The following is a 25,939-nucleotide window of genomic DNA, read 5'->3' as shown; positions in this document are numbered from 1 at the left end:
GACAGCATCAGGCGGCGATGTGCAGGAAGCTGCGCACGTTCTGCAGGAGCATGTTGACGCTGAGCATGATCAGCAGCATGCCGGCCAGACGCTCCACCGCCATCAGCCCGCGCGGGCCGAGGAAGCGCTGGAGGAATGCCGCCTGCATCAGGATGAAGGCGGTCGCGGCCCAGGCCAGGATCACCGCCAGATACAGCTCCCACAAGGGACCAGTGTAGGTGCTGCGCAGGGTGATCAGCATCGCCAGCGCTGACGGCCCCGCCACCGCCGGGGTAGCCAGCGGCACGAACAGCGGCTCGTTGTCCGGCATGTCGCCCAGCACGCCCTGGGGCGTGGGGAAGATCAGGCGCATGGCGACCACGAACAGGATTATGCCGCCAGCGATACCGGTGGCTTCCTTGGACAAGCCGAGTCCGGTGAGGATGTGCTCGCCCAGGGTGAGGAACAGCAGCAGCAGACCCAGCGCGAAGAGCAGTTCACGCAACGCTACCTTCAGACGGCGTTCAGCCGGTACGGATTTGAGGGCGGCGAGGAACACCGCGATATTGCCGAATGGATCGGTGATCAGAAAGATCAGGATGGCGACGCCGAGCATGACCGGGAAAACTCCAGCAAGAACGAGCCACTGCACAGCAAGGCTTTGTGAATAACAGAAAAAATCGCCCTGTGGATAACGACTTACCCACAGGGCGATGCGTTGTGAATCAGGATTTCTTGATCTTTTCCGGGCGCTTCCAGCCTTCGATCACCCGCTGCTTGGCGCGACCGACGCCCAGGGTGCCGGCCGGGACTTCGGCGGTAATGGTGGAACCCGCGCCAGTCGTGGCCCCGGTGCCGATATCCACAGGCGCCACCAGCGAATTGTTGGAGCCGATGAAAACGTCCTCGCCAATGCTAGTGCGCCACTTGTTGGCGCCATCGTAGTTGCAGGTGATGGTGCCGGCACCGATGTTGGAGCGCGCACCGACTTCGCTGTCGCCCAGGTAGGTCAGGTGGCCGACCTTCACGCCATCCTGCAGGTGTGCATTCTTCAGCTCGACGAAGTTACCCACATGCACCTTGCGCTCCAGCACGCTGCCCGGACGCAGTCGGGCAAACGGGCCGACATCGCTGTCGGGGCCGACATGGGCGCCTTCCAGGTGCGAATTGGCCTTGATGATCGCACCGCGACGCAGCGTGCTGTCCTTGATGTAGCAGTTCGGGCCGATCTGCACGTCATCCTCGATCTCCACCTGACCCTCGAGAATCACGTTGATGTCGATGCTGACGTCGCGGCCGACGCTGACTTCGCCACGAACGTCGAAACGCGCCGGGTCGATCAGGGTCACGCCTTGAGCCATCAGGCGGCGCGCCACGCGCTGCTGGAAGAAGCGCTCCAGCTCGGAAAGCTGCAGGCGGTCATTGGCGCCCTGGGTTTCCATCGCCACCTGCGGCTGGGCAGTGGCCACGCGCAGGCCGTCCCCCACCGCCATGGCGATGACGTCGGTGAGGTAATACTCGCCCTGGGCGTTGGAGTTGGACAACCGCGACAGCCAGCCCAGCAGGCGCTCACGGGGCGCAGCGAGGATGCCGGTGTTGCCTTCGCGGATGGCACGCTGCTCGGGGGTAGCGTCCTTCTGCTCGACGATCGCCCGAACCTCGCCATCGGCGCCGCGGATGATGCGGCCGTAGCCAGTCGGATCGTCCAGCTCGACCGTCAGCAGCGCCAGCTGTTCCGGCGTGGCCTGGGCCATCAGGCGTTCCAGGGTCGGTTGCTCGATCAGCGGCACATCGCCGTAGAGGATCAGCACATTGTCTGCACTCAGGAACGGGGCTGCCTGCGCCACAGCATGGCCGGTACCCAGCTGCTGTTCCTGGATAACGAAATTCAGGTCATCCGCCTGCAGGCGCTCACGCACCAGGTCGGCGCCATGGCCAATCACCACATGGATGCGCGACGGGCCAAGGCCCCGGGCGGTATCGATCACGTGGGCAAGCATCGGTTTGCCAGCGACCGGATGCAGGACTTTCGGCAGTGCCGAGCGCATGCGGGTGCCCTGGCCGGCAGCAAGAATGACGATTTCGAGAGACATGGGTGGGAGACCGTCCTGGTGAGCGGGATTATCCGCGAGTGGAAAAAGAAAAAGGGTAGCCAAGGCTACCCTTTTCCCATTTGACGCTGAAGTCCCTGAGGACTTCGCGGCTTAGCCGCCGTACTTCTTGCGAACCTGCTGGACCGTGCGCAGTTGCGCTGCGGCTTCGGCCAGGCGGGCTGCGGCGGAGCTGTAGTCGAACTCTGCACCTTTGCCTTGCAGAGCCTTCTCAGCTTCCTTCAGTGCGGTCTGGGCAGCCGCTTCGTCGAGGTCGCCTGCGCGAATCACAGTGTCGGCGAGAACCTTGACCATGTTCGGCTGTACTTCGAGGAAGCCGCCGGAGATGTAGTACACCTCCTGCTCGCCACCCTGCTTCACCAGGCGGATCGGACCCGGCTTGAGCTCGGTGATCAGCGGCGCGTGGCCCGGAGCGATACCCAGATCGCCCAGGGAGCCGTGCGCTACGACCAGCTCGACCAGACCGGAGAAGATCTCCGCTTCGGCGCTGACGATGTCGCAGTGGACTGTAATAGCCATACCCTTGCCTCACGTAATTAGGCTGTCGATGCGCTACTGCGCTAGGCCAGGCGGCGTTGGAATCGATCTCAGAATGCTCGTTTACCAACGTAAACTGCGCTTCTTCGATCAATTCCGCCTTGCCTGACCGTCGCTCGCAACGCTCCTCGACGGCCTGGGCGCCCGTTGCCGGGCGCACGGATTACAGCTTCTTCGCTTTCTCGATGGCTTCTTCGATGCCGCCGACCATGTAGAACGCCTGCTCGGGCAGGTGATCGTAGTCGCCGTTGAGGATGCCTTTGAAGCCAGCGATGGTGTCCTTCAGGGAGACGTATTTGCCCGGCGAGCCGGTGAATACTTCAGCCACGAAGAACGGCTGGGACAGGAAGCGCTGGATCTTACGAGCACGGGCCACCAGCAGCTTGTCGGCTTCGGACAGTTCGTCCATGCCGAGGATCGCGATGATGTCCTTCAGCTCCTTGTAGCGCTGCAGAACGTACTGCACGCCACGAGCGGTGTCGTAGTGATCCTGGCCGATGACCAGCGGGTCCAGCTGACGGGAAGTCGAGTCCAGCGGATCCACGGCCGGGTAGATACCCAGCGAGGCGATGTCACGGGACAGTACGACAGTGGCGTCCAAGTGGGCGAAGGTGGTCGCCGGGCTCGGGTCGGTCAGGTCGTCCGCGGGAACGTAAACGGCCTGGATCGAGGTGATCGAGCCTTTCTTGGTGGAGGTGATGCGCTCTTGCAGAACGCCCATCTCTTCGGCCAGGGTCGGCTGGTAACCTACTGCCGAAGGCATACGGCCCAGCAGTGCGGATACTTCGGTACCGGCGAGGGTGTAACGGTAGATGTTGTCGATGAACAGCAGTACGTCACGGCCTTCGTCACGGAACTTCTCGGCCATGGTCAGGCCGGTCAGCGCAACGCGCAGACGGTTGCCCGGCGGCTCGTTCATCTGGCCGTAAACCAGGGCTACCTTGTCCAGTACGCCGGAATCCTTCATCTCGTGGTAGAAGTCGTTACCCTCACGAGTACGCTCGCCCACACCTGCGAACACAGAGTAACCGCTGTGCTCCATGGCGATGTTACGGATCAGTTCCATCATGTTGACAGTCTTGCCGACACCGGCACCACCGAACAGACCGACTTTACCGCCCTTGGCGAACGGGCAGACCAGGTCGATAACCTTGATGCCGGTTTCGAGCAGGTCGTTGCCGCCAGCCTGGTCAGCGTAGGACGGAGCGTCGCGGTGAATACCCCAGCGCTCTTCTTCGCCAATCGGACCGGCTTCGTCGATCGGGTTGCCCAGCACGTCCATGATACGGCCCAGGGTCTTGGTGCCGACCGGGACGGAGATGGCTGCGCCGGTGCTTTCCACGTTCAGGCCACGCTTGAGGCCTTCGGTGGAACCCATCGCAATGGAACGAACCACGCCGTCGCCCAGCTGCTGCTGAACTTCCAGAGTGGTTTCGACGCCCTGAACTTTCAGGGCCTCGTAGATGCTCGGCACGGCATCGCGCGGGAATTCCACGTCGATCACGGCGCCGATGATTTGAACGATACGTCCGCTACTCATGTCTGGTTCCTCTGAATTTTGAACCTGTTCTTACACCGCGGCAGCGCCGCCGACGATTTCCGAGATTTCCTGGGTGATCGCCGCCTGACGTGCCTTGTTGTAGATCAGTTGCAGACCACTGATCAGATCACCGGCGTTGTCGGTAGCGTTCTTCATTGCAATCATCCGGGCCGCCTGCTCACAGGCGTTGTTCTCAACCACGGCCTGGTACACCTGGGATTCCACGTAGCGCACCAGCAGGCCGTCGAGGAGGGCCTTGGCGTCGGGTTCGTAGAGGTAGTCCCAGTGGTGCTTCAGCTCGGCATTGTCCTCGGCCACCAGCGGAATCAGCTGTTCCACGGTCGGCTTCTGGGTCATGGTGTTGACGAACTTGTTGGAAACCACGTACAGGCGATCGATACGACCTTCCAGGTAGGCATCCAGCATGACCTTGACGCTGCCGATCAGATCGTTGATCGACGGCTCTTCGCCCAGGTGGCTGATAGCTGCAACCACGTTGCCGCCATAGCTCTTGAAGAAGGATGCACCCTTGGAGCCGATCACGCAGAGATCAATCTCCGCGCCACGATCGCGCTGCCCGCTCATGTCCTTGACGAGCGCCTTGAACAGGTTGATGTTCAGGCCGCCAGCCAGGCCACGGTCGGAGCTCACCACGATGTAGCCGACGCGTTTTACTTCACGCTCGACCATGAACGGGTGACGGTATTCCGGGTTGGCGTTGGCCAGATGGCCGATCACCTGGCGAATGCGCTCCGCGTAGGGACGGCCGGCCGCCATGCGCATTTGTGCCTTGCGCATCTTGCTCACCGCCACCTTTTCCATGGCATTGGTGATTTTTTGCGTGCTTTTGATGCTCGCAATCTTGCTGCGAATCTCTTTTGCGCCTGCCATTTCACACCTATCGGTTTAGCAGGCGGGGGCCGTCACCGACCCCCGCTGCGGCTTACCAGGTTTGGGTGGCCTTGAACTTCTCGATGCCGGCCTTGATGCCTGCGTCGATTTCGTCGTTGAAGTCACCCTTCTCGTTGATCTTCGCCAGCAGAGCGGCGTTCTCACGTTGGAAGTAGGCGATCAGCGCTTGTTCGAAGGCGCCCACCTTGGCGATCTCGACGTCCTGCAGGAAGCCACGCTCGGCGGCATACAGGGACAGCGACATCTCGGCGATGGACATCGGCGCGTACTGCTTCTGCTTCATCAGCTCGGTAACGCGCTGACCATGTTCCAGCTGCTTGCGGGTCGCGTCGTCCAGGTCCGAGGCGAACTGGGCGAAGGCCGCCAGTTCACGGTACTGGGCCAGGGCGGTACGAATGCCACCGGAGAGCTTCTTGATGATCTTGGTCTGGGCCGCGCCACCGACACGGGATACCGAGATACCGGCGTTGACGGCCGGACGGATACCCGAGTTGAACATGGCGGATTCCAGGAAGATCTGGCCGTCGGTGATCGAGATCACGTTGGTCGGAACGAACGCGGAAACGTCGCCGGCCTGGGTCTCGATGATCGGCAGGGCGGTCAGGGAACCGGTCTTGCCTTTCACTTCGCCGTTGGTGAACTTCTCTACGTACTCTTCGGAAACGCGGGAAGCGCGCTCCAGCAGACGGCTGTGGAGATAGAACACGTCACCCGGGTAAGCTTCGCGGCCCGGCGGACGGCGCAGCAGCAGGGAGATCTGGCGGTAGGCAACAGCTTGCTTGGACAGATCGTCATAAACGATCAGAGCGTCTTCGCCGCGGTCACGGAAGTACTCGCCCATGGTGCAGCCGGAGTACGGAGCCAGGTATTGCAGAGCGGCGGATTCGGAAGCGCTGGCAACCACCACGATGGTGTTGGCCAGGGCGCCGTTTTCTTCCAGCTTGCGAACGACGTTGGCGATGGTCGATTGCTTCTGACCGATGGCAACGTAGACGCAGCGGATGCCGCTGTTCTTCTGGTTGATGATGGCGTCGATGGCCAGAGCGGTTTTACCGATCTGACGGTCACCGATGATCAGCTCGCGCTGGCCACGGCCAACCGGGATCATGGCGTCGACCGACTTGTAACCGGTCTGAACCGGCTGGTCTACCGACTTACGCCAGATCACGCCCGGTGCCACTTTCTCGACAGCGTCGGTCAGTTTGGCATCGATCGGGCCTTTGCCATCGATCGGGTTACCCAGGGCGTCGACAACGCGACCCAGCAGTTCCGGACCAACCGGGACTTCCAGGATGCGGCCGGTGCACTTGGCGTTCATGCCTTCTTTGAGGTCCTGGTATTCACCCAGTACCACAGCACCGACGGAGTCTTGCTCCAGGTTCAGCGCCATACCGTAGACGCCGCCCGGGAATTCGATCATCTCGCCGTACATGACGTCGGCCAGACCGAAGATGCGCACGATGCCATCGGAAACACTGACGATGGTGCCTTCGTTGCGCGCTTGCGAGGCGACGTCGAGTTTCTCGATGCGCCCCTTGATGATTTCACTAATTTCGGAAGGATTGAGTTGCTGCATGCCGCTGCCCCTTCAAACTCAAGATTTCAACGCTTCGGCCAGTTTCGCGATTTTGCCGCGCACCGAGCCATCGATTACCAAGTCGCCGGCGCGAATAACCACGCCGCCGATCAGGCTCGCGTCTTCCGACGCATGAAGTCGCACTTCGCGACTGAGCCGGGCGCTGAGAGCCTTGGCGAGTTTGTCCTGCTGTTGCTGGTCCAGGGCGAAGGCACTGGTGACCTCGACCTCGACCAATTTTTCCTGCTCGGCCTTGAGTTGCTCGAACATCACGAAGATGGTCGGCAGCAGGTCGAGCCGCTTGTTTTCAGCCACAGTCCGGACGAAGTTCTGGGCCGGAGCATTGAGCTTGTCGCCACACACGTCGATCAGCGCGTCAGCCTTGGCGGCTGCGGTCAGCTGAGGCTCCTTGAGCAGCTGGCGCACGGTGTCGTCCTGCGACACTGCAGCCAGCACACCCAGAGCAGCAGACCAATCGGCCAATTGCTGATGAGCCTGGGCGTACTCGAAAGCCGCCTTCGCGTAAGGACGAGCCAATGTGGTCAGTTCTGCCATATCGCCCTCTGCTTAGATCTCGGCGGCCAGTTGATCAACCAGCTGCTTTTGCGCGTTGGCATCGATCGAAGCACCCAGGATCTTCTCGGCGCCGGAGACAGCCAGGGCACCCACTTGGGCACGCAGGGCGTCCTTGACGCTGTTGAGTTCCTGTTCGATCTGGGCTTTGGCCTGGGCGATCATGCGATCACCTTCGGCACGGGCCTGATCACGGGCTTCGTCAACGATCTGGTTAGCGCTCTTCTTCGCCTGCTCGATGATTTCGGCTGCCTGAGCCTTGGCTTCGCGCAGTTGCTGACCCGCTTTCTCGTGGGCCAGTTCCAGGTCACGAGCCGCGCGGTTGGCAGCGTCCAGGCCGTCGGCGATCTTCTTCTGACGCTCGTGCAGAGCCGCGATGACCGGAGGCCACACGAACTTCATGCAGAACAGGACGAAGATGGCGAACGCGATGGCCTGGCCGATCAGAGTTGCATTAATGTTCACGCCAATACCTCGCTCGTTCGTTGTTCAGTCACAGATTTCCGCGTTGCGGAAATTACTGGGCAACCTGAGCAATGAACGGGTTAGCGAAGGTGAAGAACAGAGCGATACCAACACCGATCATGGTCACGGCGTCGAGCAGGCCGGCGACGATGAACATTTTGACCTGCAGCATCGGAACCATTTCCGGCTGACGAGCAGCGCCTTCCAGGAACTTGCCGCCCAGCAGGCCGAAGCCGATGGCGGTACCCAGAGCGCCCAGACCGATCAGCAGTGCAACGGCGATAGCAGTGAGTCCAACTACAGTTTCCATTTTTCCTCCCGACTTTTTTGTCGTGTTGGTTAAAGGTTGAAGCAAGTTAAGGTGGTGAAGCTCTTCTTACGCCCACTCCCGCGAGGGAATGGGCGCATAGAATCTTTGGATCAGTGGCTGTCTTCGTGGGCCATCGACAGGTAGACGATGGTCAGCATCATGAAGATGAAGGCCTGCAGGGTGATGATCAGGATGTGGAACACGGCCCACGCCCAGTTCAGCACCACGCCCATGCCGCCCAGCCAGAGGATGCCGGAACCGAACATCACGGCGATCAGGATGAAGATCAGCTCGCCGGCGTACATGTTGCCGAACAGACGCAGTGCCAGGGATACCGGCTTGGCGATCAGGGTCACGAACTCCAGCAGGAAGTTCACGGGGATCAGGATGATCTGAACCACCATGTTGCTGCTGTGGAACGGGTGCAGGGTCAGCTCGCCGAGGAAGCCGCCGATGCCCTTGACCTTGATGCTGTAGAAGATGATCAGCGCGAACACGGCGATCGACATGCCGAAGGTGGCATTCGGGTCGGTAGTGGCCACGGCGCGGAAGAACAGGTGCTCGTTGCCGGTGACCGCCTGAGCCGCCAGCGGCAGGAAGTCCACGGGCACCAGGTCGATCAGGTTCATCAGGAAGATCCAGACGAACACGGTCAGCGCCAGCGGTGCGATGAGCGGATTACGGCCGTGGAAGGTGTCCTTCACGCTGCCGTCGACGAACTCCACGAGAACTTCGACGAAGTTCTGCAGGCCGCCAGGTTGACCGCTGGTGGCCTTCTTGGCTGCCATGCGGAAGATCAGGATGAACACCAGGCCGAGGAATACGGACCAGCCCAGGGTATCAACGTGGAATGCCCAGAAGCCCATTTCCTTGGCTTGTTCGGCGGTGTGGGCGAACCCCCAGGAACCATCCGGCAGACGACCCAGGGTCAGGTTCTGCAAGTGGTGCTGGATGTAACCCGAAGCGCTTTCTGCTGCCATGTTTGCCTCAATCGCTCTAAGGTCTTGTAAATGTGTTTCGCATCAGCAGGGGTGCAAACCAGCTGACCGCGAGGGTCAGCAGGTAGAGGCCGAACAGCGCCAGGGGCGCCAGCGGCTTCACACCTGCGAACGTCAGTGCGAAGAGCACTGCCGTCAGAATCAGTTTTCCCGCCTCACCGGCATAAAAGGACCGGACTATCAGCTGGGCAGAACGCGCGCCGCTATAACGGAACGCCTTGCGAGCAAAGTACAGATTCGGCAACCACGCAATCAGGCCTCCGAGCAATCCGGAATAACCTGCGACCGATCCCCGGGCAAACCACAGGGTTGCTGCACCGATAAGCAGCACCACCAGTTGGACGAGCAACAGGCGAAACGCCGGTTGACGATGGAAGGGCAAACGATTGGGCTTGCGGGGTTCCATCTGAGCTCACAGTCCTCTGGCGTCGGCTTCACAAATCAACAACTTGGCATACTTTGTGCCGACAAAATTGCGCGCAGAGTATAGGGGGCGCCGCATACCCGTTCAACCGTCAGGTAGTGATTTCCGACGACCCCCTACATAGCCTTTCGTATCAGCGTATGTGGGCGAGCACACCCTGCAGCTCGTCGAGGGAGTTGTAGCGGATCACCAACTGGCCCTTGCCCTTCTGGCCATGGCGAATCTGCACGGGAGCGCCCAGGCGCTCGGCCAGGCGCTGTTCGAGGCGGCTGATGTCCGGGTCGGTCCTGACCGTTTTGACAGGTTCCTCGGATGTATTGAGCCACTGGCGCACTAGTGCTTCGGTCTGACGCACAGTGAAACCGCGTGCGACAACATGTCGCGCACCCTCAACCTGCCGATTCTCCGGCAGTCCGAGCAAGGCGCGGGCATGGCCCATTTCCAGGTCGCCATGGGAGAGCAGGGTCTTGATCTCCTCCGGCAGAGCGATCAGCCGCAACAGATTGGCCACGGTGACGCGGGATTTGCCCACGGCGTCGGCGACCTGTTGCTGGGTCAGCTGGAATTCCTGCTGCAGGCGCTGCAGGGCAGCCGCTTCCTCGATGGGATTGAGGTCTTCGCGCTGGATGTTCTCGATCAGTGCCATGGCGATGGCAGCTTCGTCGGGCACTTCGCGGACCATCGCCGGGATCTTGTCCAGGCCGGCCTGCTGGGTGGCGCGCCAGCGGCGCTCGCCAGCGATGATCTCGTAGCGACCGTTGCCAATGGGGCGCACCACGATCGGCTGCATCACACCCTGGGCCTTGATCGACTGGGCGAGTTCCTCGAGGGCCTGTGGGTCCATGTCGCGGCGGGGCTGGTACTTGCCGCGCTGGATCAGGTCCAGCGGCAGGTGTTGCAGCTCCTTGCTGTCCACCTGAACGGCTTCTTCCTGCAGCGTAGCGGCGCTGGAGCCACTGAGCAGGGCGTCCAGCCCGCGTCCGAGACCTCGTTTCTTGGCGGCCATGCGGGTTCCTTAATCTCTTAGGCGGGTGCGGTGGTGCGAGCGGCGCGCTGACGGCGCACCAGCTCGCCGGCCAGCGCCAGGTAGGCGAGGGCACCGCGCGATTGCTTGTCGTAGACCAGCGCCGGCATGCCGAAGCTGGGGGCTTCAGCGAGTCGCACGTTGCGCGGGATCACGGTGGTGTAGAGCTTGTCGCCGAAGTGTTCCTGCAACTGCGCGCTGACGTCGTTGGTCAGGCTGATGCGCGGGTCGTACATGGTGCGCAGGAGGCCTTCGATCTTCAGCGCCGGATTCAGGCGCTCGGCGATGCGCTGGATGCTGTTCATCAGGTCGGTCAGCCCTTCCAGTGCGTAGTACTCGCACTGCATGGGGATGATCACGCCGTCCGAGGCGGACAGGGCGTTGACCGTCAGCATCGACAGCGACGGCGGGCAGTCGATGAGGATGAAGTCGTAGTTCTCGCGGATCGGCGCCAGCGCGTGGCGCAGACGATGCTCCTTCATATCCATTTCCAGCAGCACCACTTCCGCCGCGGTGAGGTCGCGGTTGGCGGGCAGCAGCTGGTAACCGCCGTGCTCGGAGAACTGCATGGCCTGGGCCAGGTCGCATTCGCCGGTGAGCACGTCGTAGATGGAATGGTCCAGGGACAACTTATCCACACCGCTGCCGGTGGTGGCATTGCCCTGTGGATCGAGGTCGATCAGCAGCACGCGTCGCTTGGTGGCGACCAGCGATGCCGCGAGGTTGATACAGGTCGTGGTCTTGCCGACGCCGCCCTTCTGGTTGGCGATCGCGAATACCTTAGCCATGGTTTTCCCCACTCCCCGTCATGCAGTGCGGCGCAGTATCAGCAGATGGCGCTGGCCTTGGCAACCCGGCACCGCCAGAGCGTGTTCGGCTTCGACCCGGAAATCCTCCGGGAGTGCCGCGAGCTCGTCGCTGGGGTGCACGCCTTTCATGGCCAGCCAGTTGGTCCGAGTGTCACCCAGGTGACGCGTCCAGTTCGTGAAGTCTTCGAGGCTGCTGAAAGCCCGCGAGACGATCCCGTCGAACGGCTGCTCGGGCTGGAAGGCTTCCACACGGCTGTGGATAACCTGCAGGTTGTCGAGCTTGAGCTCCAGCTTCACCTGGGTCAGGAAGCGGGTCTTCTTGCCGTTGCTGTCCAGCAGGGTCAGGGACTTTGCGGGGAACAGTATGGCCAGCGGGATACCAGGCATGCCTCCACCGCTGCCGACATCCAGCCAGCGCTCACCGCCGGCGGCTTCGAATTGCGCGACGATGCTCAGGCTGTCGAGCAGGTGGCGCGAGACCATTTCATCCACATCGCGCACGGCGGTGAGGTTGTAGGCCTTGTTCCACTTGGCCAGCAGGGCCAGGTAGTCCAGCAGTCGTTGCTGGGCAGCGGCGTCGATATCCAGGCCGAGCGTCTGGATGCCACGCGCGAGTTCGTCGGCGTGGCGGGCAGTGACCACGGACATCAGGCGCTCTGCTCCAGCTGACGACCGGACGAGCGTTTCTTCAGATGGATCAGCAACAGGGAAATCGCCGCCGGTGTCACGCCCGGGATGCGGCCGGCCTGACCGAGGGTTTCCGGTCGGGCATTACCCAGCTTGAGCTGAATCTCCTTCGAGAGCCCGGAAATGGACTGGTAGTCGATATCCACAGGCAGGCGGGTGTCTTCGCTGGCACGCAGGCGAGCGATCTCTTCCTGCTGGCGATCGATATAGCCGGCGTACTTGGTGCGGATCTCCACCTGTTCGGCGACCTGCGGGTCTTCTGCGCCAGCGCCGGTCACTTCGGCCAGGCTTGCGTAGTCGATTTCTGGACGGGCCAGCAGGTTGAGCAGGTTGTATTCGTGAGCCAGCGGAGTGCCGAAACGTTCGGCGATGGCATAGCCCTGCGCAGTGTTGGGGCGAACCCAGGTGCTCTTCAGCCGCTGTTCTTCACGCTCGATACCTTCGCGCTTGGCTTCGAATACAGCCCAGCGCTCGTCGTCGATGAGACCCAGCTCGCGGCCCTTTTCGGTCAGGCGCAGATCGGCATTGTCCTCGCGCAGGATCAGCCGGTATTCGGCGCGCGAGGTGAACATGCGGTACGGCTCCTGGGTGCCGAGAGTGATCAGGTCGTCGACCAGTACGCCGATGTAGGCCTCGTCACGACGCGGGCACCAGCTGTCGCGGCCTTGCGAACGCAGTGCGGCGTTGGTGCCGGCGAGCAGGCCCTGGGCGCCGGCTTCTTCGTAGCCGGTTGTGCCATTGATCTGGCCAGCAAAGAACAGGCCGTCGATCACCTTGGTTTCCAGGCTGTACTTGAGGTCACGCGGGTCGAAGTAGTCGTACTCGATGGCGTAGCCCGGGCGAACGATATGCGCGTTCTCCATGCCGCGGATTGACCGGACGATATCCAGCTGCACATCGAAGGGCAGCGACGTGGAGATGCCGTTCGGATACAGCTCGTGCGTGGTCAGGCCCTCGGGTTCGAGGAAAACCTGATGGCTGTCCTTGTCGGCGAAGCGATGGATCTTGTCTTCGATCGACGGGCAGTAACGCGGACCGACACCTTCGATCACACCGGAGTACATGGGCGAGCGATCGAGGTTGGACGCGATGATCTCGTGGGTCCGCGAGTTGGTGTGGGTGATCCAGCAACTGACCTGGCGCGGGTGCATTTCCCTGGAACCGAGGAAGGACATCACGGGAATCGGGGTATCGCCCGGTTGTTCGGTCATCACGCTGAAATCGACGCTGCGACCATCGATGCGCGGAGGCGTCCCGGTCTTCAGGCGACCGACACGCAGCGGCAGCTCGCGAAGGCGCTTGGCCAGGGCGATGGAGGGCGGATCGCCTGCGCGGCCGCCGGAGTAATTCTGCAGACCGATGTGGATAAGTCCGCCGAGGAAGGTGCCGGCGGTAAGCACGACGTTATCCGCATGGAATTTCAGACCCATCTGGGTCACCACGCCGCGCACCTGATCCTGCTCGACGATCAGGTCATCGCAGGACTGCTGGAATATCCAGAGGTTGGGCTGGTTCTCCAGAATTTCCCGCACCGCTGCCTTGTAGAGGATGCGGTCTGCCTGTGCACGCGTAGCGCGTACGGCCGGGCCCTTGCGGCTGTTCAGGACGCGGAACTGGATTCCGCCTTTATCGGTGGCCAGCGCCATGGCGCCGCCCAGGGCATCGATTTCCTTGACCAGATGGCTCTTGCCGATCCCACCGATGGCGGGGTTGCAGCTCATCTGGCCGAGGGTTTCCACATTGTGGGTGAGCAGCAGCGTCTTCACGCCCATGCGTGCAGCCGCTAATGCGGCCTCTGTGCCGGCATGGCCGCCGCCGATCACGATCACGTCAAAACGGGAAGGGAAATCCACCACGCACCTCGTGCCTGTTGATCAAGGAGAAAGAAGAGAGCCGGACAGTATAGGGGTTAAGGGCTTTCGATTGAAGGCGCTGAACAAAAAATAGCCAATCGGTTTTGTTCGACGCTATAGAAAATAAAAGAGAGGAACTTTTTTAAATCTTTTTAGAGCTTGTGTTTATGTATGGTGAAGCGGTTTTCTGTGGAAAAGCTGATGCAGGCCTTGAACCATAAAGGTTTCAGCCGATAACAACCCTGTGTCGATGCTGTCAGGTTGCAGGGGATCTCCCGTGTTCAGCCTGTGGATGAAGTGGCATGTTATCAACAGGTGGATTTACCCACAGGATGGCGCAGGGGTTGTCTACTAAGCTGTACGGTACTTTTCCACAGGGTTCACGAATGCCTGTGGAAGGTCCCTTTAGTTCTCTGAAAGCCATGTATAACTAGGCCTCAGCTGAATTCATGGCTGTGGATAGATGTTCCAGAGGAAAAACGCAGGCGACAGGACGCGCGGCGACGGTATGGCTCCGTCACCGGTAGGGAAAGCCTGGGTTGTGGATTACTTGCCGATGCAGAAGTTGGAGAAGATTCGGCCGAGAAGGTCGTCCGGCGTGAAGGCGCCGGTAATCTCCCCCAGTGCCTGCTGGGCCTGGCGCAGGTCCTCGGCCAGCAGTTCGCCTGCGCCGCTCAGGGTGAGCTGTGCGCGACCATGCTCCAGGCTGTCTCCGGCCTGGCGCAGGGCCTCCAGATGGCGACGGCGGGCGCTGAAGCTGCTCTCGGCGGTCTGTTCGAAGCCCATGCAGGCCTTGAGATGCTCGCGAAGCAGCTCCAGGCCGTTGCCGGAGCGGGCAGACAGGGTGATGGTGACGTGGCCGTCAGCGCTCTCCTGCAGTCCGATGGACTCTGTGGATAAATCCGCCTTGTTGCGAATCAGGGTCACGTGCGCCGGATCGGGTCGGCTGTCCAGGAACTCAGGCCACAATGCGAAGGGGTCGCTGGCTTCCGGCGCGGTGGAGTCCACCACCAAAAGCACGCGGTCAGCTTCGCTGATTGCCTTCAGTGCGCGTTCCACGCCGATCTTTTCCACATGGTCATCGGTGCTGCGCAGGCCGGCGGTGTCGATAATGTGCAGCGGCATGCCGTCGATGTGGATATGTTCGCGCAACACGTCGCGGGTGGTGCCGGCGATATCGGTGACGATGGCGGCTTCGCGGCCGGCCAGGGCGTTCAGCAGGCTCGATTTGCCGGCATTGGGACGCCCGGCGATCACCACGGTCATGCCATCGCGCAGCAGCGCGCCCTGGCCAGCCTCGCGCAATACTGAGGCAAGCTCTGCGCGCACCGCATCCAGTTGCGACAGCACATGGCCATCGGCGAGGAAGTCGATTTCCTCTTCCGGGAAGTCGATGGCGGCCTCGACATACATGCGCAGGCCGATCAATTGATCGGTCAAGCTGTGCACGCGGCGGGAGAATTCTCCCTGCAGTGAACGCACGGCATTGCGCGCGGCCTGGGCCGAGCTGGCCTCGATAAGGTCGGCAATGGCTTCAGCCTGGGCCAGGTCGAGCTTGTCGTTGAGGAAGGCGCGTTCGCTGAACTCACCCGGACGGGCCTGGCGCGCCCCCAGCTCCAGGCAACGTTGCAGCAGCATATCCATCACCACCGGGCCGCCGTGGCCCTGCAGTTCCAGCACATCCTCACCGGTGAAGGAATTCGGGCCGGGGAAGAACAGCAGCAGGCCTTCGTCGATGACGTCGCCATCATCGGCATGGAACGGCCCGTAGTGCGCATGGCGCGGCTGCGGCTCGCGCCCGCTCAGGGTAATGGCCATGGCGCGGGCGCGGGGACCGGAGACGCGGACAATGCCCACCCCGCCACGGCCCTGAGCGGTGGCGACGGCGGCGATGGTTTCACGGGCTGTATTCATGTCGGCGGTCTCGCGGTTGTGTTCGTGGCGCGCGGGAAAGCAACGTTATCCACATAGCAAAACGCCCCACGAGGGGGCGTCTTGTCGATCGGTTTCAGGCTGCGATATCAGGCGGAAGCCTTCTTCGCGGAAGCCTCGATCCGACGGGTAATGTACCACTGCTGCGCGATGGACAGGCAGTTGTTCACAACCCAGTACAGAACCAGACCAGCCGGGAACCACAGGAAGAAGAAGGTGAAGATGATCGGCATCAGCTTCATGACCTTGGCCTGCATGGGGTCCGGCGGAGTCGGGTTGAGCATCTGCTGAACCAGCATGGTAGCGCCCATGATGATCGGCAGGATGAAGAACGGATCCTTCACCGACAGGTCGACGATCCAGCCCAGCCACGGAGCCTGGCGCATCTCGACGCTTTCAAGCAGTACCCAGTACAGGGAGAGGAAGACCGGCATCTGCACCAGGATCGGCAGGCAGCCGCCCAGCGGATTGATCTTCTCTTTTTTGTACAGCTCCATCATCGCCTGGGACATCTTCTGACGATCGTCGCCGTGCTGTTCCTTCAGGGCGGCCAGTTTCGGCGACACGGCGCGCATGCGGGCCATGGAGCGGTAGCTGGCGGCGGACAGCGGGAAGAAGGCCAGTTTGATGACGATGGTCAGGAATATGATCGACCAGCCCCAGTTACCTACCAGGTTGTGGATATGTTGCAGCAGCCAGAAGATCGGCTGGGCGATGAACCACAGCGGACCGTAGTCGACGGTCAGTTCCAGGCCCGGGGACAGTTCCTTCAGGTACGCCTGCAGTTTGGGGCCGGCGTACAGGGTCATGCTGGTTTCGCCCTTGGCACCCGGCGCAACCGTCAGGTTGGGGCCGGTGTAGCCGACGATGTAGTTGCCCTGAGCGTCCTTGCGGGTCATCACGCTGTGGGTATCGCCCTTGGCGGGAACCCAGGCGGTGACGAAGTAATGCTGCAGCCAGGCTACCCAGCCTCCCTGGACGGTTTCCTTGAACTGCTCCTTGTCCATGTCCTTCATGGACACTTTTACGTAGGGCTTTTCAGGGGTCCAGACCGCGGCGCCGAGGTAGGTCGACACACCGGTCGCGGTGGTGGAGGACGGGTCGACGCTGGCGTCACGCTTGAGCTGGGCGAACAGCGAGGCGCTCCACGGTTTGTCGCTCTGGTTGTCGATCAGGTAGCTCACGCCGACCTGATAGGCATTGGGGTTGATGCACTCGAGCTTCTTCTGCGCCTTTTCCTTCTCGGTGCAGTCGCTTTTCAGGCCGCGGTGGAAGGTGAAGCGCTTGATGTAGCTGACGTCGTCCTGTGCATAAGTCAGGTCGACGACCATCTGGTCCTGGCCGTCCGCCAGTTCGTAGACAGGTTTAGCCGACGCGTAGAGCGGGCGCCCGCTGGCAGCGGCGTCCGGACCATTGGCACCGGTCAGGCCGCTCTGGGCCAGGTAGGTACGCTGGTTGTCACGCTCGAACAGCGGGAACGGCACATCCGGGCGGTCCTGGCGCAGCGGGTACTGGGTCAGACCAAGCTTGATCACGTCGCCGCCGCGCGGGTCGATGGTCAGGTCCAGGACATCAGTCTTCACGCGGATCAGCTGTTCGCTGGCTGCTGCCGGCTTCTGCTCGTTAGGCAGGCTGGCCTGGGCGTTCTGCGTGGTGGGTACGTCAGCGTTGGCCGCGTTGCCGGCAGGCACGGAAGTGTCCGGCAGGCCTTCAGTCTGATTGAAGGTCGCGGTCTGCGCCGGCAGTTCGGGCTGGCCGTAGTCCTTGTTCCACTGGAGAACCAGCGCGTAGGACACGATTGCCAGGGCGACGAATAGGATTGAACGTTTGATGTCCATGGTTACTCGGCCGTCGAGGAAGGGGCGGGCTTGGAAGGATCTGGCGGTACCGGGTCGTAGCCACCGGGGTGCCAGGGATGGCAGCGGCCTAGGCGACGAGCGGCCAGCCAGCTACCACGCAGGAAGCCATGGATTTCAATGGCCTCCTGCGCGTAGCAGGAACAGCTGGGGTAGAAACGACAGTGCCTGCCCATCATGGGACTGATGGCGTAGCGGTAAAACTGGATCAGTAACAGCGCCAGTCTACGCATGGGAACTGTCGGCCACTCCCGGAGATTCTATCGCGGGTTCCGGACTTGGCCGATTGCGCAACAGGCGCTTCCAGAGTTTGCCGAACTGCTGGTGCAGCTCCGGATTCTCCAGATCGCCGAGGCCTTTGCGCGCGATCACCACGATATCCAGACCAGCCAGCTTCTGCTGGTTGAGGCGGAAGGAATCGCGGAGAAGGCGTTTAAGGCGGTTACGCTCGACGGCGAGCTTGACGTTCTTTTTGCCGATCACCAGGCCGAGGCGGGGATGATCGAGACCGTTTTCGCGCGCCAGCAGCAGAATGTGCTTGCCGGGAACCTTGGAGGTGGGGGAGTCGAAGACTGCTGTGAATTGCCGGGCTGTCAGAAGACGTTTTTCCCGGCTGAAATCTTGACTCACCACCTGTGTCGGACAAATCAGACGGTCAGACGCTTGCGGCCCTTGGCGCGACGACGCGACAGAACCTGACGACCGTTCTTGGTTGCCATGCGAGCGCGGAAGCCGTGGACGCGAGCGCGCTTGAGGGTGCTGGGTTGGAAAGTACGTTTCATGATTCGGTACCTGGGTTTGACGACATGAGGTCGCAGTGACCCCGTTTAAAGAGACCGGCGATTCTAGTGAAATCATGCGGTCAGGTCAATTTCCAACCAGCATCGGAAACAAAATCTATAGAAAGGAAGGAGATCTCTTTCTTTAAAGATTGAATCGATGATTATGTTTATGCAGGCATCTGCCTGTGCATAACTCCTCCAAGGGAACAGGGTGCGCGGGGTACAGCCAATGATAACCCTGTCGGGAAGTCGTGCGCGGGTTGTGTGGGGCCGGTTGGAAAGCTGGGTATGGAATGTGGTTTTTTCCACAGAAGTTTTTTCCACAGATTGATCCCCTGCGTCGTCCCCTGCCCCATCAAGCTGTTATCCACAAGGTTCAAGGCGCCATTACCCGACCACCGGTAAAATCATTAACACCTTGATTTTGCTTGTGTCCTGGCACGCTTAACTGTGGATAAGTTGGTCTGGCGCGGATACAATGGCGGTCTGTTTCGCTTTGCGACTTCTTTTGGGGGATATCCGTGTCCGTGGAACTTTGGCAGCAGTGCGTGGAGCTTCTGCGCGACGAGCTGCCGTCCCAGCAATTCAACACCTGGATTCGACCTCTGCAGGTCGAGGCCGAGGGGGAAGAGTTGCGCGTCTACGCACCCAACCGCTTCGTACTCGACTGGGTCAATGAGAAGTACATGGGCCGCCTGCTGGAGCTGCTGGGCGAGCGTGGCAATGGCCTGATCCCGGCGATTTCGCTGCTGATCGGCAGTCGCCGTAGCCGCACGCCAAGGCCTGCCCTGGTGCCGACGCCCCAGGTCAACGTGCAGCCTGTAGCGCAGCCGGCGGTTGCCCCGGCGTCCTCTGCTGCTCCGGCGCCCGTTGCGATGTCCGTTTCCGAGCCCCAGTCAATCCAGGCTGCGCCGGTGCAGACCATTGCCGATCTGGACGAGTCGAGCCCGGGGATCGATCCGCTGGCGGCGGCGATGCCCGCTGCTACCGTGCGTAGCGAGCGCAACGTGCAGGTAGAAGGTGCGCTCAAGCACACCAGCTACCTCAACCGCACCTTCACCTTCGAGAACTTCGTCGAGGGTAAATCCAACCAGTTGGCCCGCGCGGCAGCCTGGCAGGTGGCGGACAACCTCAAGCACGGCTACAACCCGCTCTTCCTTTATGGGGGCGTCGGCCTGGGTAAAACCCACTTGATGCACGCTGTGGGTAACCACCTGCTGAAGAAGAACCCCAATGCCAAGGTCGTCTACCTGCATTCGGAACGCTTCGTCGCGGACATGGTGAAAGCGCTGCAGCTGAATGCCATCAACGAGTTCAAGCGTTTCTACCGGTCGGTAGATGCTCTGCTGATCGACGATATCCAGTTCTTCGCCCGCAAAGAGCGTTCCCAGGAAGAGTTTTTCCACACCTTCAACGCCCTCCTCGAAGGCGGCCAGCAGGTCATCCTGACCAGTGACCGTTACCCGAAGGAAATCGAAGGCCTGGAAGAGCGCCTGAAGTCCCGCTTCGGCTGGGGCCTGACGGTGGCCGTGGAGCCGCCGGAGCTGGAAACCCGTGTGGCGATCCTGATGAAGAAGGCCGAGCAGGCCAAGGTCGAGTTGCCGCATGACGCTGCGTTCTTCATCGCCCAGCGCATTCGCTCCAACGTGCGGGAGCTGGAAGGCGCGCTCAAACGTGTGATCGCGCACTCCCACTTCATGGGCCGGCCGATCACCATCGAGCTGATCCGTGAGTCGCTGAAGGATCTGCTGGCCTTGCAGGACAAGCTGGTCAGCATCGACAACATCCAGCGCACCGTCGCCGAGTACTACAAGATCAAGATCGCCGACCTGCTGTCCAAGCGCCGTTCGCGCTCGGTGGCGCGTCCACGCCAGGTAGCCATGGCACTTTCCAAGGAACTGACCAACCACAGCCTGCCGGAAATCGGCGTGGCCTTCGGCGGTCGGGATCACACCACGGTGCTGCACGCCTGTCGTAAGATCGCTCAACTCAAGGAATCCGACGCGGATATCCGCGAGGACTACAAGAACCTGCTGCGTACTCTGACCACCTGACGCAGCCTCACGAGGCAAGGGACTAGACCATGCATTTCACTATTCAACGCGAAGCTCTGTTGAAACCCCTGCAGCTGGTCGCTGGCGTCGTCGAGCGCCGCCAGACGCTGCCGGTTCTTTCCAACGTCCTGCTGGTCGTCGAAGGTCAGCAACTGTCGCTCACCGGTACCGACCTCGAAGTCGAACTGGTTGGCCGTGTCACGCTGGAAGATGCCGCTGAGCCGGGCGAAATCACCGTGCCGGCGCGCAAGCTGATGGACATCTGCAAGAGCCTTCCCAGCGATGCCGTGATCGATATCCGTGTCGACGAGCAGAAGCTCCTGGTGAAAGCCGGCCGCAGCCGCTTCACCCTCTCCACCCTGCCCGCCAATGACTTCCCCACTGTGGAAGAAGGCCCCGGCTCGCTGACCTTTAGCCTGGTGCAGAGCAAGCTGCGTCGCCTGATCGATCGCACCAGCTTCGCCATGGCGCAGCAGGATGTTCGCTACTACCTCAATGGCATGCTGCTGGAGGTCGGTGGCGGTACCTTGCGCGCCGTGGCTACCGACGGTCACCGTCTGGCCATGTGCTCGCTGAGCAATGGCGTGCCGGAAGCACAGGATCGCCATCAGGTGATCGTGCCGCGTAAAGGCATCCTGGAGCTGGCTCGTCTGCTCACTGAACAGGACGGCGAAGTCTCCATCGTTCTTGGCCAACACCACATCCGTGCGACCACCGGCGAGTTCACTTTCACCTCCAAGCTGGTGGACGGCAAGTTCCCCGACTACGAGCGTGTGCTGCCCAAAGGCGGTGACAAGCTGGTGATCGGTGATCGCCAGGTGCTGCGCGAAGCCTTCAGCCGTACTGCGATTCTTTCCAACGAGAAGTACCGCGGTATCCGTCTGCAGCTTTCCAATGGCCTCCTGAAGATCCAGGCGAACAACCCGGAGCAGGAAGAGGCGGAAGAAGAAGTGCAGGTCGACTACAACGGTGGCAGCCTGGAAATTGGCTTCAACGTCAGCTACCTGCTGGACGTCCTGGGTGTGATGGGTACCGAGCAGGTACGCATGATTCTCTCTGACTCCAACAGCAGTGCGCTGCTGCAGGAAGCGGACAACGACGATTCTGCCTACGTCGTCATGCCGATGCGCCTCTGACGCGTATCGATGTCCCTTACCCGCCTTTCGGTCACCGCGGTGCGCAACCTGCACCCGGTGACCTTCTCCCCCTCCCCCCGCATCAACATCCTCTACGGCGAAAATGGCAGCGGCAAGACCAGCGTGCTGGAAGCCATCCATCTGCTCGGCCTCGCGCGCTCGTTCCGCAGCATGCGTCTGCAACCTGTCATCCAGTACGAAGAACCGGCCTGCACGGTGTTCGGACAGGTACGTCTGGGGAATGGCTTCGATAGCAGCCTGGGTGTTTCACGGGATCGCCAGGGCGAGTTCCAGATTCGTATCGATGGGCAGAATGCACGCAGTGCCGCCCAGCTCGCCGAGACCTTGCCGCTGCAGCTGATCAATCCGGACAGTTTCCGTTTGCTGGAAGGTGCGCCGAAGATTCGCCGGCAGTTTCTCGACTGGGGTGTGTTCCACGTGGAACAACGCTTCATGGTCGCCTGGCAAAGACTGCAGAAGGCCCTGCGGCAGCGGAACTCGTGGCTCCGGCATGGTAGACTGGACGGTGCTTCGCAAGCTGCGTGGGACCGGGAATTATGCTCGGCGAGCGACGAAATCGATGCGTATCGGCGGTCCTATATCCAGGCCTTGAAACCCCAGTTCGAGCGTACTCTGGCCGAGCTCATCCAGCTCGACGACCTGACGCTCAGCTATTACCGGGGCTGGGACAAGGAACGCGAATTGAGTGAGGTGCTGTCGTCCAGCCTGCTGCGTGATCAGCAGATGGGCCACACCCAGGCGGGGCCTCAACGGGCGGATCTGCGAATTCGCCTGGGAGGACACAATGCCGCGGAGATCCTGTCCCGCGGTCAACAGAAATTGGTGGTCTGCGCGTTGCGGATCGCCCAGGGGCATTTGATCAACCAGGCGAAACGCGGGCAATGCGTCTACCTGGTGGATGACCTCCCCTCCGAATTGGATGAGAAGCATCGGTTGTCTTTGTGCCGGCTTCTCGAAGATCTGGGTTGCCAGGTATTCATCACCTGCGTCGACCCGCACTTATTGAAAGACGGCTGGCGAATGGAAACGCCGGTGTCGATGTTCCACGTGGAACATGGGCGCGTCTCTCAGGACACTACCATCGGGAGTGAAGAATGAGCGAGAACACCTACGACTCTTCCAGTATCAAGGTACTGAAGGGACTGGACGCCGTACGTAAGCGTCCGGGCATGTACATCGGTGATACCGACGACGGCACTGGCCTGCACCACATGGTCTTCGAGGTCGTGGACAACTCGATCGACGAAGCGCTGGCGGGCTACTGCAGCGAGATCAGCATCACCATTCACACCGATGAATCCATCACCGTGCGCGACAACGGCCGCGGCATTCCGGTAGATATCCACAAGGAAGAAGGGGTCTCCGCGGCCGAGGTCATCATGACCGTCCTTCACGCCGGCGGTAAGTTCGACGACAACAGCTACAAGGTCTCCGGCGGCCTGCACGGCGTAGGTGTGTCGGTGGTGAACGCCCTCTCCCATGAGCTGCGCCTGACCATCCGCCGTGAGGGCAAGGTCTGGGAACAGGTTTATCACCACGGCGTTCCGCAATTCCCGCTGCGCCCGGTGGGCGACACCGAAGGTTCGGGCACTGAGGTTCACTTCAAGCCCTCTCCAGAAACCTTCCACAACATCCACTTCAGCTGGGACATCCTGGCCAAGCGGATCCGCGAACTGTCCTTCCTGAACTCCGGCGTGGGCATCGTCCTGCGCGATGAGCGTGCCGGCAAGGAAGAGCTGTTCAAGTACGAGGGCGGCCTGCGTGCCTTCGTCGAGTACCTGAACACCAACAAGACCGCGGTGAACCAGGTCTTCCACTTCAACTGCCAGCGCGAAGAAGACGGCGTCGGCGTGGAAGTCGCCCTGCAGTGGAACGACAGCTTCAACGAGAACATCCTCTGCTTCACCAACAACATTCCGCAGCGTGACGGCGGTACCCACCTGGCAGGCTTCCGCTCCGCCCTCACCCGCCACCTGAACAACTACATCGAGCAGGAAGGCCTGGCGAAGAAGTTCAAGATCGCCACCACCGGCGATGACGCCCGTGAAGGTCTGACCGCGATCATTTCGGTGAAGGTGCCGGATCCGAAGTTCAGCTCGCAGACCAAGGACAAGCTGGTTTCCTCGGAGGTGAAGACCGCCGTGGAACAGGAGATGGGCAAGTACTTCGCCGACTTCCTGCTGGAGAACCCGAACGAAGCCAAGGCCGTGGTCGGCAAGATGATCGACGCCGCCCGCGCCCGTGAGGCCGCGCGCAAGGCTCGTGAGATGACCCGCCGCAAGGGCGCGCTGGACATCGCCGGCCTGCCGGGAAAACTCGCCGACTGCCAGGAGAAGGACCCCGCCCTCTCCGAACTGTACATCGTGGAGGGTGACTCCGCGGGCGGTTCTGCCAAGCAGGGCCGTAACCGCAAGACCCAGGCGATCCTGCCGCTCAAGGGCAAGATCCTCAACGTCGAGAAGGCTCGCTTCGACAAGATGCTCTCCTCCCAGGAGGTCGGCACGCTGATCACCGCTCTGGGCTGCGGTATCGGTCGCGAGGAGTACAACATCGACAAGCTGCGTTACCACAACATCATCATCATGACCGATGCTGACGTCGACGGTTCGCACATCCGTACCCTGCTGCTGACCTTCTTCTTCCGTCAGCTGCCGGAGCTGGTCGAGCGCGGCTACATCTATATCGCCCAGCCACCGCTGTACAAGGTCAAGCGCGGCAAGCAGGAGCAGTACATCAAGGACGACGTGGCCATGGAAGAGTACATGACCCAGTCGGCCCTCGAAGAGGCCAGCGTGCACGTCAACGAAAGCGCCCCGGGCCTGTCCGGCGAAGCGCTGGAGAAGCTGGTCAACGAGTACCGCACGGTCATGCGTACGCTGTCCCGCCTGTCCCGTCTCTATCCGCAGGACCTGACCGAGCACTTCGTCTACCTGCCGCGCATCGATGTCGACCAACTGGGCGACCAGGCTGCCATGCAGGGCTGGCTGGACCAGTACCAGGCTCGCCTGAAGGCCGCGGAGAAATCCGGTCTGGTGTACAAGGTCAGCCTGCGGGAAGACCGCGAGCGTCACCTGTGGCTGCCGGAAGTCGAGATGGTTGCCCATGGCCTGTCGAGCTACGTCACCTTCAACCGCGACTTCTTCGCCAGCAATGACTACCGCTCGGTGACCGAGCTGGGCGCCAAGCTGAACAGTCTGTTGGAAGAAGGCGCCTATGTGCAGAAGGGCGAGCGCAAGAAGGCCGTCAGCAGCTTCAAGGAAGCCCTGGAGTGGCTGATGACCGAAGGCACCAAGCGTCACAGCATCCAGCGATACAAAGGACTGGGCGAGATGAACCCGGACCAGCTGTGGGAAACCACCATGGACCCGAACGTGCGCCGCATGCTGAAGGTGACCATCGAGGATGCCATCGCCGCCGACCAGCTGTTCAACACCCTGATGGGCGATGCCGTGGAGCCGCGCCGCGACTTCATCGAGAGCAACGCCCTGGCGGTGTCCAACCTGGACGTCTGATTCGGGAAAGCGACAGGCAAAAAGAAAGGGCCCTTTGGGGCCCTTTTCTTTTGTCGGCGTGAGCGTCAGGAGGCTTCGGCAACTGCCTGCGGCGTGGCATCGGCCGGCAGCTCGCCCATCTCGCGCAGGGTCTGCGCAACCCAGTTCTCGGCGCGCTGGTTGAGCTCGGTAATGGCGCGTGCGCCCTCGCCTTCTGCATACATGGCCGGGCCTATCACCACCTGGATGGTGCCGGGGAACTTCGCCCAGCCATTCTTCGGCCAGCAGTGCCCGGCGTTGTGCGCGATCGGCAGAACCGGCAGGTTGGCGTTGACCGCCAGTGCCGCGCCGCCGCGGGAGAATTTGCCGATCTGACCCGTGGGGACGCGGGTGCCTTCCGGGAAGATCAGTACCCAGGCGCCCTGCTTGAGGCGCTCGTCACCCTGTTTGGCGATCTGCTTGAGGGCCAGCTTCGGTTGCTCGCGGTTGATCGCAATGGGCTTGAGCAGCGCCATGGCCCAGCCGAAGAAGGGAACGAACAGCAACTCGCGCTTGAGTACCTGGCTGAGCGGCTCGAAGTAGCCGGTGAGGAAGAAGGTCTCCCAGGTGCTCTGGTGCTTGGCGAGGATCACACAGGGCTGGTCCGGGATGTTCTCCGCACCCTTGAGTTCGTAGCGCACGCCGACCATCACGCCGGCGAGCCAGACGGCGAACTTGCACCAGGCCTGCGCGATGAAGCGGTAGCGCGCGCGGAATGGCAGGAAGGGCGCGATGAGCAGGCTGAGGGTGCCCCAGACGAAGGCGCTGGACGACAGCAGCAGGTAGAAGAGAACGGTTCTGATGGCCTGCACTATCGACATGGGAGATGG

The 25,939-nt window shown here is 61.5% G+C and carries 24 protein-coding genes and 1 pseudogene; 4 read left to right on the top strand and 21 right to left on the bottom strand.

What is annotated here, in order from left to right; all coding sequences use genetic code 11:
- Window positions 1–7: 7 nt before the first annotated feature.
- The 20 genes from GJV37_RS20785 to rpmH all read right to left on the bottom strand — a co-directional run bounded on the left by GJV37_RS20785 (window position 8) and on the right by rpmH (window position 18,368).
- Window positions 8–595: a MarC family protein gene (locus GJV37_RS20785; RefSeq protein ID WP_017518835.1), complete on the bottom strand. Its 588-nt coding sequence runs from the start codon at window positions 593–595 to the stop codon at window positions 8–10.
- Between the two features lie 109 nt (window positions 596–704).
- Entirely contained in the window at window positions 705–2,072 is a 1,368-nt protein-coding gene (gene glmU, locus GJV37_RS20780; protein WP_037010321.1) for a bifunctional UDP-N-acetylglucosamine diphosphorylase/glucosamine-1-phosphate N-acetyltransferase GlmU, read from the bottom strand.
- 111 nt (window positions 2,073–2,183) lie between these two features.
- Entirely contained in the window at window positions 2,184–2,609 is a 426-nt protein-coding gene (locus GJV37_RS20775) for a F0F1 ATP synthase subunit epsilon (RefSeq protein ID WP_017518837.1), read from the bottom strand.
- A 181-nt stretch (window positions 2,610–2,790) separates the two neighbouring features.
- Entirely contained in the window at window positions 2,791–4,167 is a 1,377-nt protein-coding gene (gene atpD / locus GJV37_RS20770) for a F0F1 ATP synthase subunit beta (RefSeq protein ID WP_017518838.1), read from the bottom strand.
- A gap of 30 nt (window positions 4,168–4,197) precedes the next feature.
- Window positions 4,198–5,058: a F0F1 ATP synthase subunit gamma gene (gene atpG / locus GJV37_RS20765; RefSeq protein WP_017518839.1), complete on the bottom strand. Its 861-nt coding sequence runs from the start codon at window positions 5,056–5,058 to the stop codon at window positions 4,198–4,200.
- A gap of 52 nt (window positions 5,059–5,110) precedes the next feature.
- Window positions 5,111–6,655 carry a F0F1 ATP synthase subunit alpha gene (atpA, locus tag GJV37_RS20760; protein ID WP_017518840.1) on the bottom strand — a complete coding sequence of 515 codons (1,545 nt, stop codon included), beginning with the start codon at window positions 6,653–6,655 and terminating at the stop codon, window positions 5,111–5,113.
- Window positions 6,656–6,673: 18 nt separating this feature from the next.
- Window positions 6,674–7,210 (bottom strand): F0F1 ATP synthase subunit delta, encoded by a 537-nt coding sequence (locus GJV37_RS20755; protein WP_024765001.1) that lies wholly within the window; start codon window positions 7,208–7,210, stop codon window positions 6,674–6,676.
- 12 nt (window positions 7,211–7,222) lie between these two features.
- Window positions 7,223–7,693, bottom strand: a complete 471-nt coding sequence (locus tag GJV37_RS20750; RefSeq protein WP_017518842.1) for a F0F1 ATP synthase subunit B — start codon at window positions 7,691–7,693, stop codon at window positions 7,223–7,225.
- Window positions 7,694–7,745: 52 nt separating this feature from the next.
- Window positions 7,746–8,003, bottom strand: coding sequence for a F0F1 ATP synthase subunit C (gene atpE / locus GJV37_RS20745; RefSeq protein WP_003457994.1), 258 nt, complete (start codon window positions 8,001–8,003; stop codon window positions 7,746–7,748).
- Between the two features lie 110 nt (window positions 8,004–8,113).
- Complete coding sequence (gene atpB, locus GJV37_RS20740; RefSeq protein ID WP_017518843.1) at window positions 8,114–8,983, bottom strand: F0F1 ATP synthase subunit A; 870 nt, start codon at window positions 8,981–8,983, stop codon at window positions 8,114–8,116.
- Between the two features lie 16 nt (window positions 8,984–8,999).
- Window positions 9,000–9,407, bottom strand: a complete 408-nt coding sequence (locus GJV37_RS20735) for a F0F1 ATP synthase subunit I (protein ID WP_037010316.1) — start codon at window positions 9,405–9,407, stop codon at window positions 9,000–9,002.
- A gap of 151 nt (window positions 9,408–9,558) precedes the next feature.
- Window positions 9,559–10,431 (bottom strand): ParB/RepB/Spo0J family partition protein, encoded by an 873-nt coding sequence (locus GJV37_RS20730; RefSeq protein ID WP_024765004.1) that lies wholly within the window; start codon window positions 10,429–10,431, stop codon window positions 9,559–9,561.
- 17 nt (window positions 10,432–10,448) lie between these two features.
- Window positions 10,449–11,237 (bottom strand): ParA family protein, encoded by a 789-nt coding sequence (locus GJV37_RS20725; protein ID WP_024765005.1) that lies wholly within the window; start codon window positions 11,235–11,237, stop codon window positions 10,449–10,451.
- An 18-nt stretch (window positions 11,238–11,255) separates the two neighbouring features.
- Window positions 11,256–11,906, bottom strand: a complete 651-nt coding sequence (gene rsmG, locus GJV37_RS20720; RefSeq protein WP_037010314.1) for a 16S rRNA (guanine(527)-N(7))-methyltransferase RsmG — start codon at window positions 11,904–11,906, stop codon at window positions 11,256–11,258.
- Window positions 11,906–13,798: a tRNA uridine-5-carboxymethylaminomethyl(34) synthesis enzyme MnmG gene (mnmG, locus tag GJV37_RS20715; RefSeq protein WP_170858183.1), complete on the bottom strand. Its 1,893-nt coding sequence runs from the start codon at window positions 13,796–13,798 to the stop codon at window positions 11,906–11,908. Before mnmG ends, rsmG begins: the two co-directional genes overlap by 1 nt.
- A gap of 546 nt (window positions 13,799–14,344) precedes the next feature.
- On the bottom strand, window positions 14,345–15,712 hold the full coding sequence (gene mnmE, locus GJV37_RS20710; protein WP_170858182.1) for a tRNA uridine-5-carboxymethylaminomethyl(34) synthesis GTPase MnmE: 1,368 nt from the start codon (window positions 15,710–15,712) through the stop codon (window positions 14,345–14,347).
- 107 nt (window positions 15,713–15,819) lie between these two features.
- The gene (gene yidC, locus GJV37_RS20705; protein WP_170858181.1) at window positions 15,820–17,568 is read right to left on the bottom strand and encodes a membrane protein insertase YidC; all 1,749 of its coding nucleotides are present in this window, start codon (window positions 17,566–17,568) and stop codon (window positions 15,820–15,822) included.
- A gap of 2 nt (window positions 17,569–17,570) precedes the next feature.
- Complete coding sequence (yidD, locus tag GJV37_RS20700) at window positions 17,571–17,819, bottom strand: membrane protein insertion efficiency factor YidD (protein ID WP_170858180.1); 249 nt, start codon at window positions 17,817–17,819, stop codon at window positions 17,571–17,573.
- Complete coding sequence (rnpA, locus tag GJV37_RS20695) at window positions 17,812–18,219, bottom strand: ribonuclease P protein component (protein ID WP_170858179.1); 408 nt, start codon at window positions 18,217–18,219, stop codon at window positions 17,812–17,814. The genes yidD and rnpA overlap by 8 nt, the downstream gene beginning before the upstream one ends.
- Before the next feature lie 14 nt (window positions 18,220–18,233).
- Entirely contained in the window at window positions 18,234–18,368 is a 135-nt protein-coding gene (gene rpmH / locus GJV37_RS20690) for a 50S ribosomal protein L34 (protein ID WP_003100258.1), read from the bottom strand.
- Window positions 18,369–18,889: 521 nt separating this feature from the next.
- Here rpmH and dnaA point away from each other — a divergent pair.
- The 4 genes and pseudogenes from dnaA to gyrB all read left to right on the top strand — a co-directional run bounded on the left by dnaA (window position 18,890) and on the right by gyrB (window position 25,091).
- Window positions 18,890–20,422, top strand: coding sequence for a chromosomal replication initiator protein DnaA (gene dnaA / locus GJV37_RS20685; protein WP_170858178.1), 1,533 nt, complete (start codon window positions 18,890–18,892; stop codon window positions 20,420–20,422).
- A 29-nt stretch (window positions 20,423–20,451) separates the two neighbouring features.
- Entirely contained in the window at window positions 20,452–21,558 is a 1,107-nt protein-coding gene (dnaN, locus tag GJV37_RS20680; RefSeq protein WP_024765010.1) for a DNA polymerase III subunit beta, read from the top strand.
- A gap of 9 nt (window positions 21,559–21,567) precedes the next feature.
- Window positions 21,568–22,670, top strand: a pseudogene (gene recF / locus GJV37_RS20675) (DNA replication/repair protein RecF).
- Window positions 22,671–22,673: 3 nt separating this feature from the next.
- Complete coding sequence (gene gyrB / locus GJV37_RS20670) at window positions 22,674–25,091, top strand: DNA topoisomerase (ATP-hydrolyzing) subunit B (protein WP_024765012.1); 2,418 nt, start codon at window positions 22,674–22,676, stop codon at window positions 25,089–25,091.
- A 65-nt stretch (window positions 25,092–25,156) separates the two neighbouring features.
- On the opposite strand, the gene GJV37_RS20665 is transcribed toward gyrB, so the two are convergent.
- Window positions 25,157–25,930, bottom strand: coding sequence for a lysophospholipid acyltransferase family protein (locus tag GJV37_RS20665; RefSeq protein ID WP_024765013.1), 774 nt, complete (start codon window positions 25,928–25,930; stop codon window positions 25,157–25,159).
- Window positions 25,931–25,939 lie beyond the last annotated feature (9 nt).

Origin of the sequence: Pseudomonas nitroreducens (assembly GCF_010994165.1) — a bacterium.
In the GTDB taxonomy this organism is placed as follows: Bacteria; Pseudomonadota; Gammaproteobacteria; order Pseudomonadales; family Pseudomonadaceae; genus Pseudomonas; species Pseudomonas nitroreducens.
This window is presented reverse-complemented; position numbering and strand designations above follow the sequence as displayed.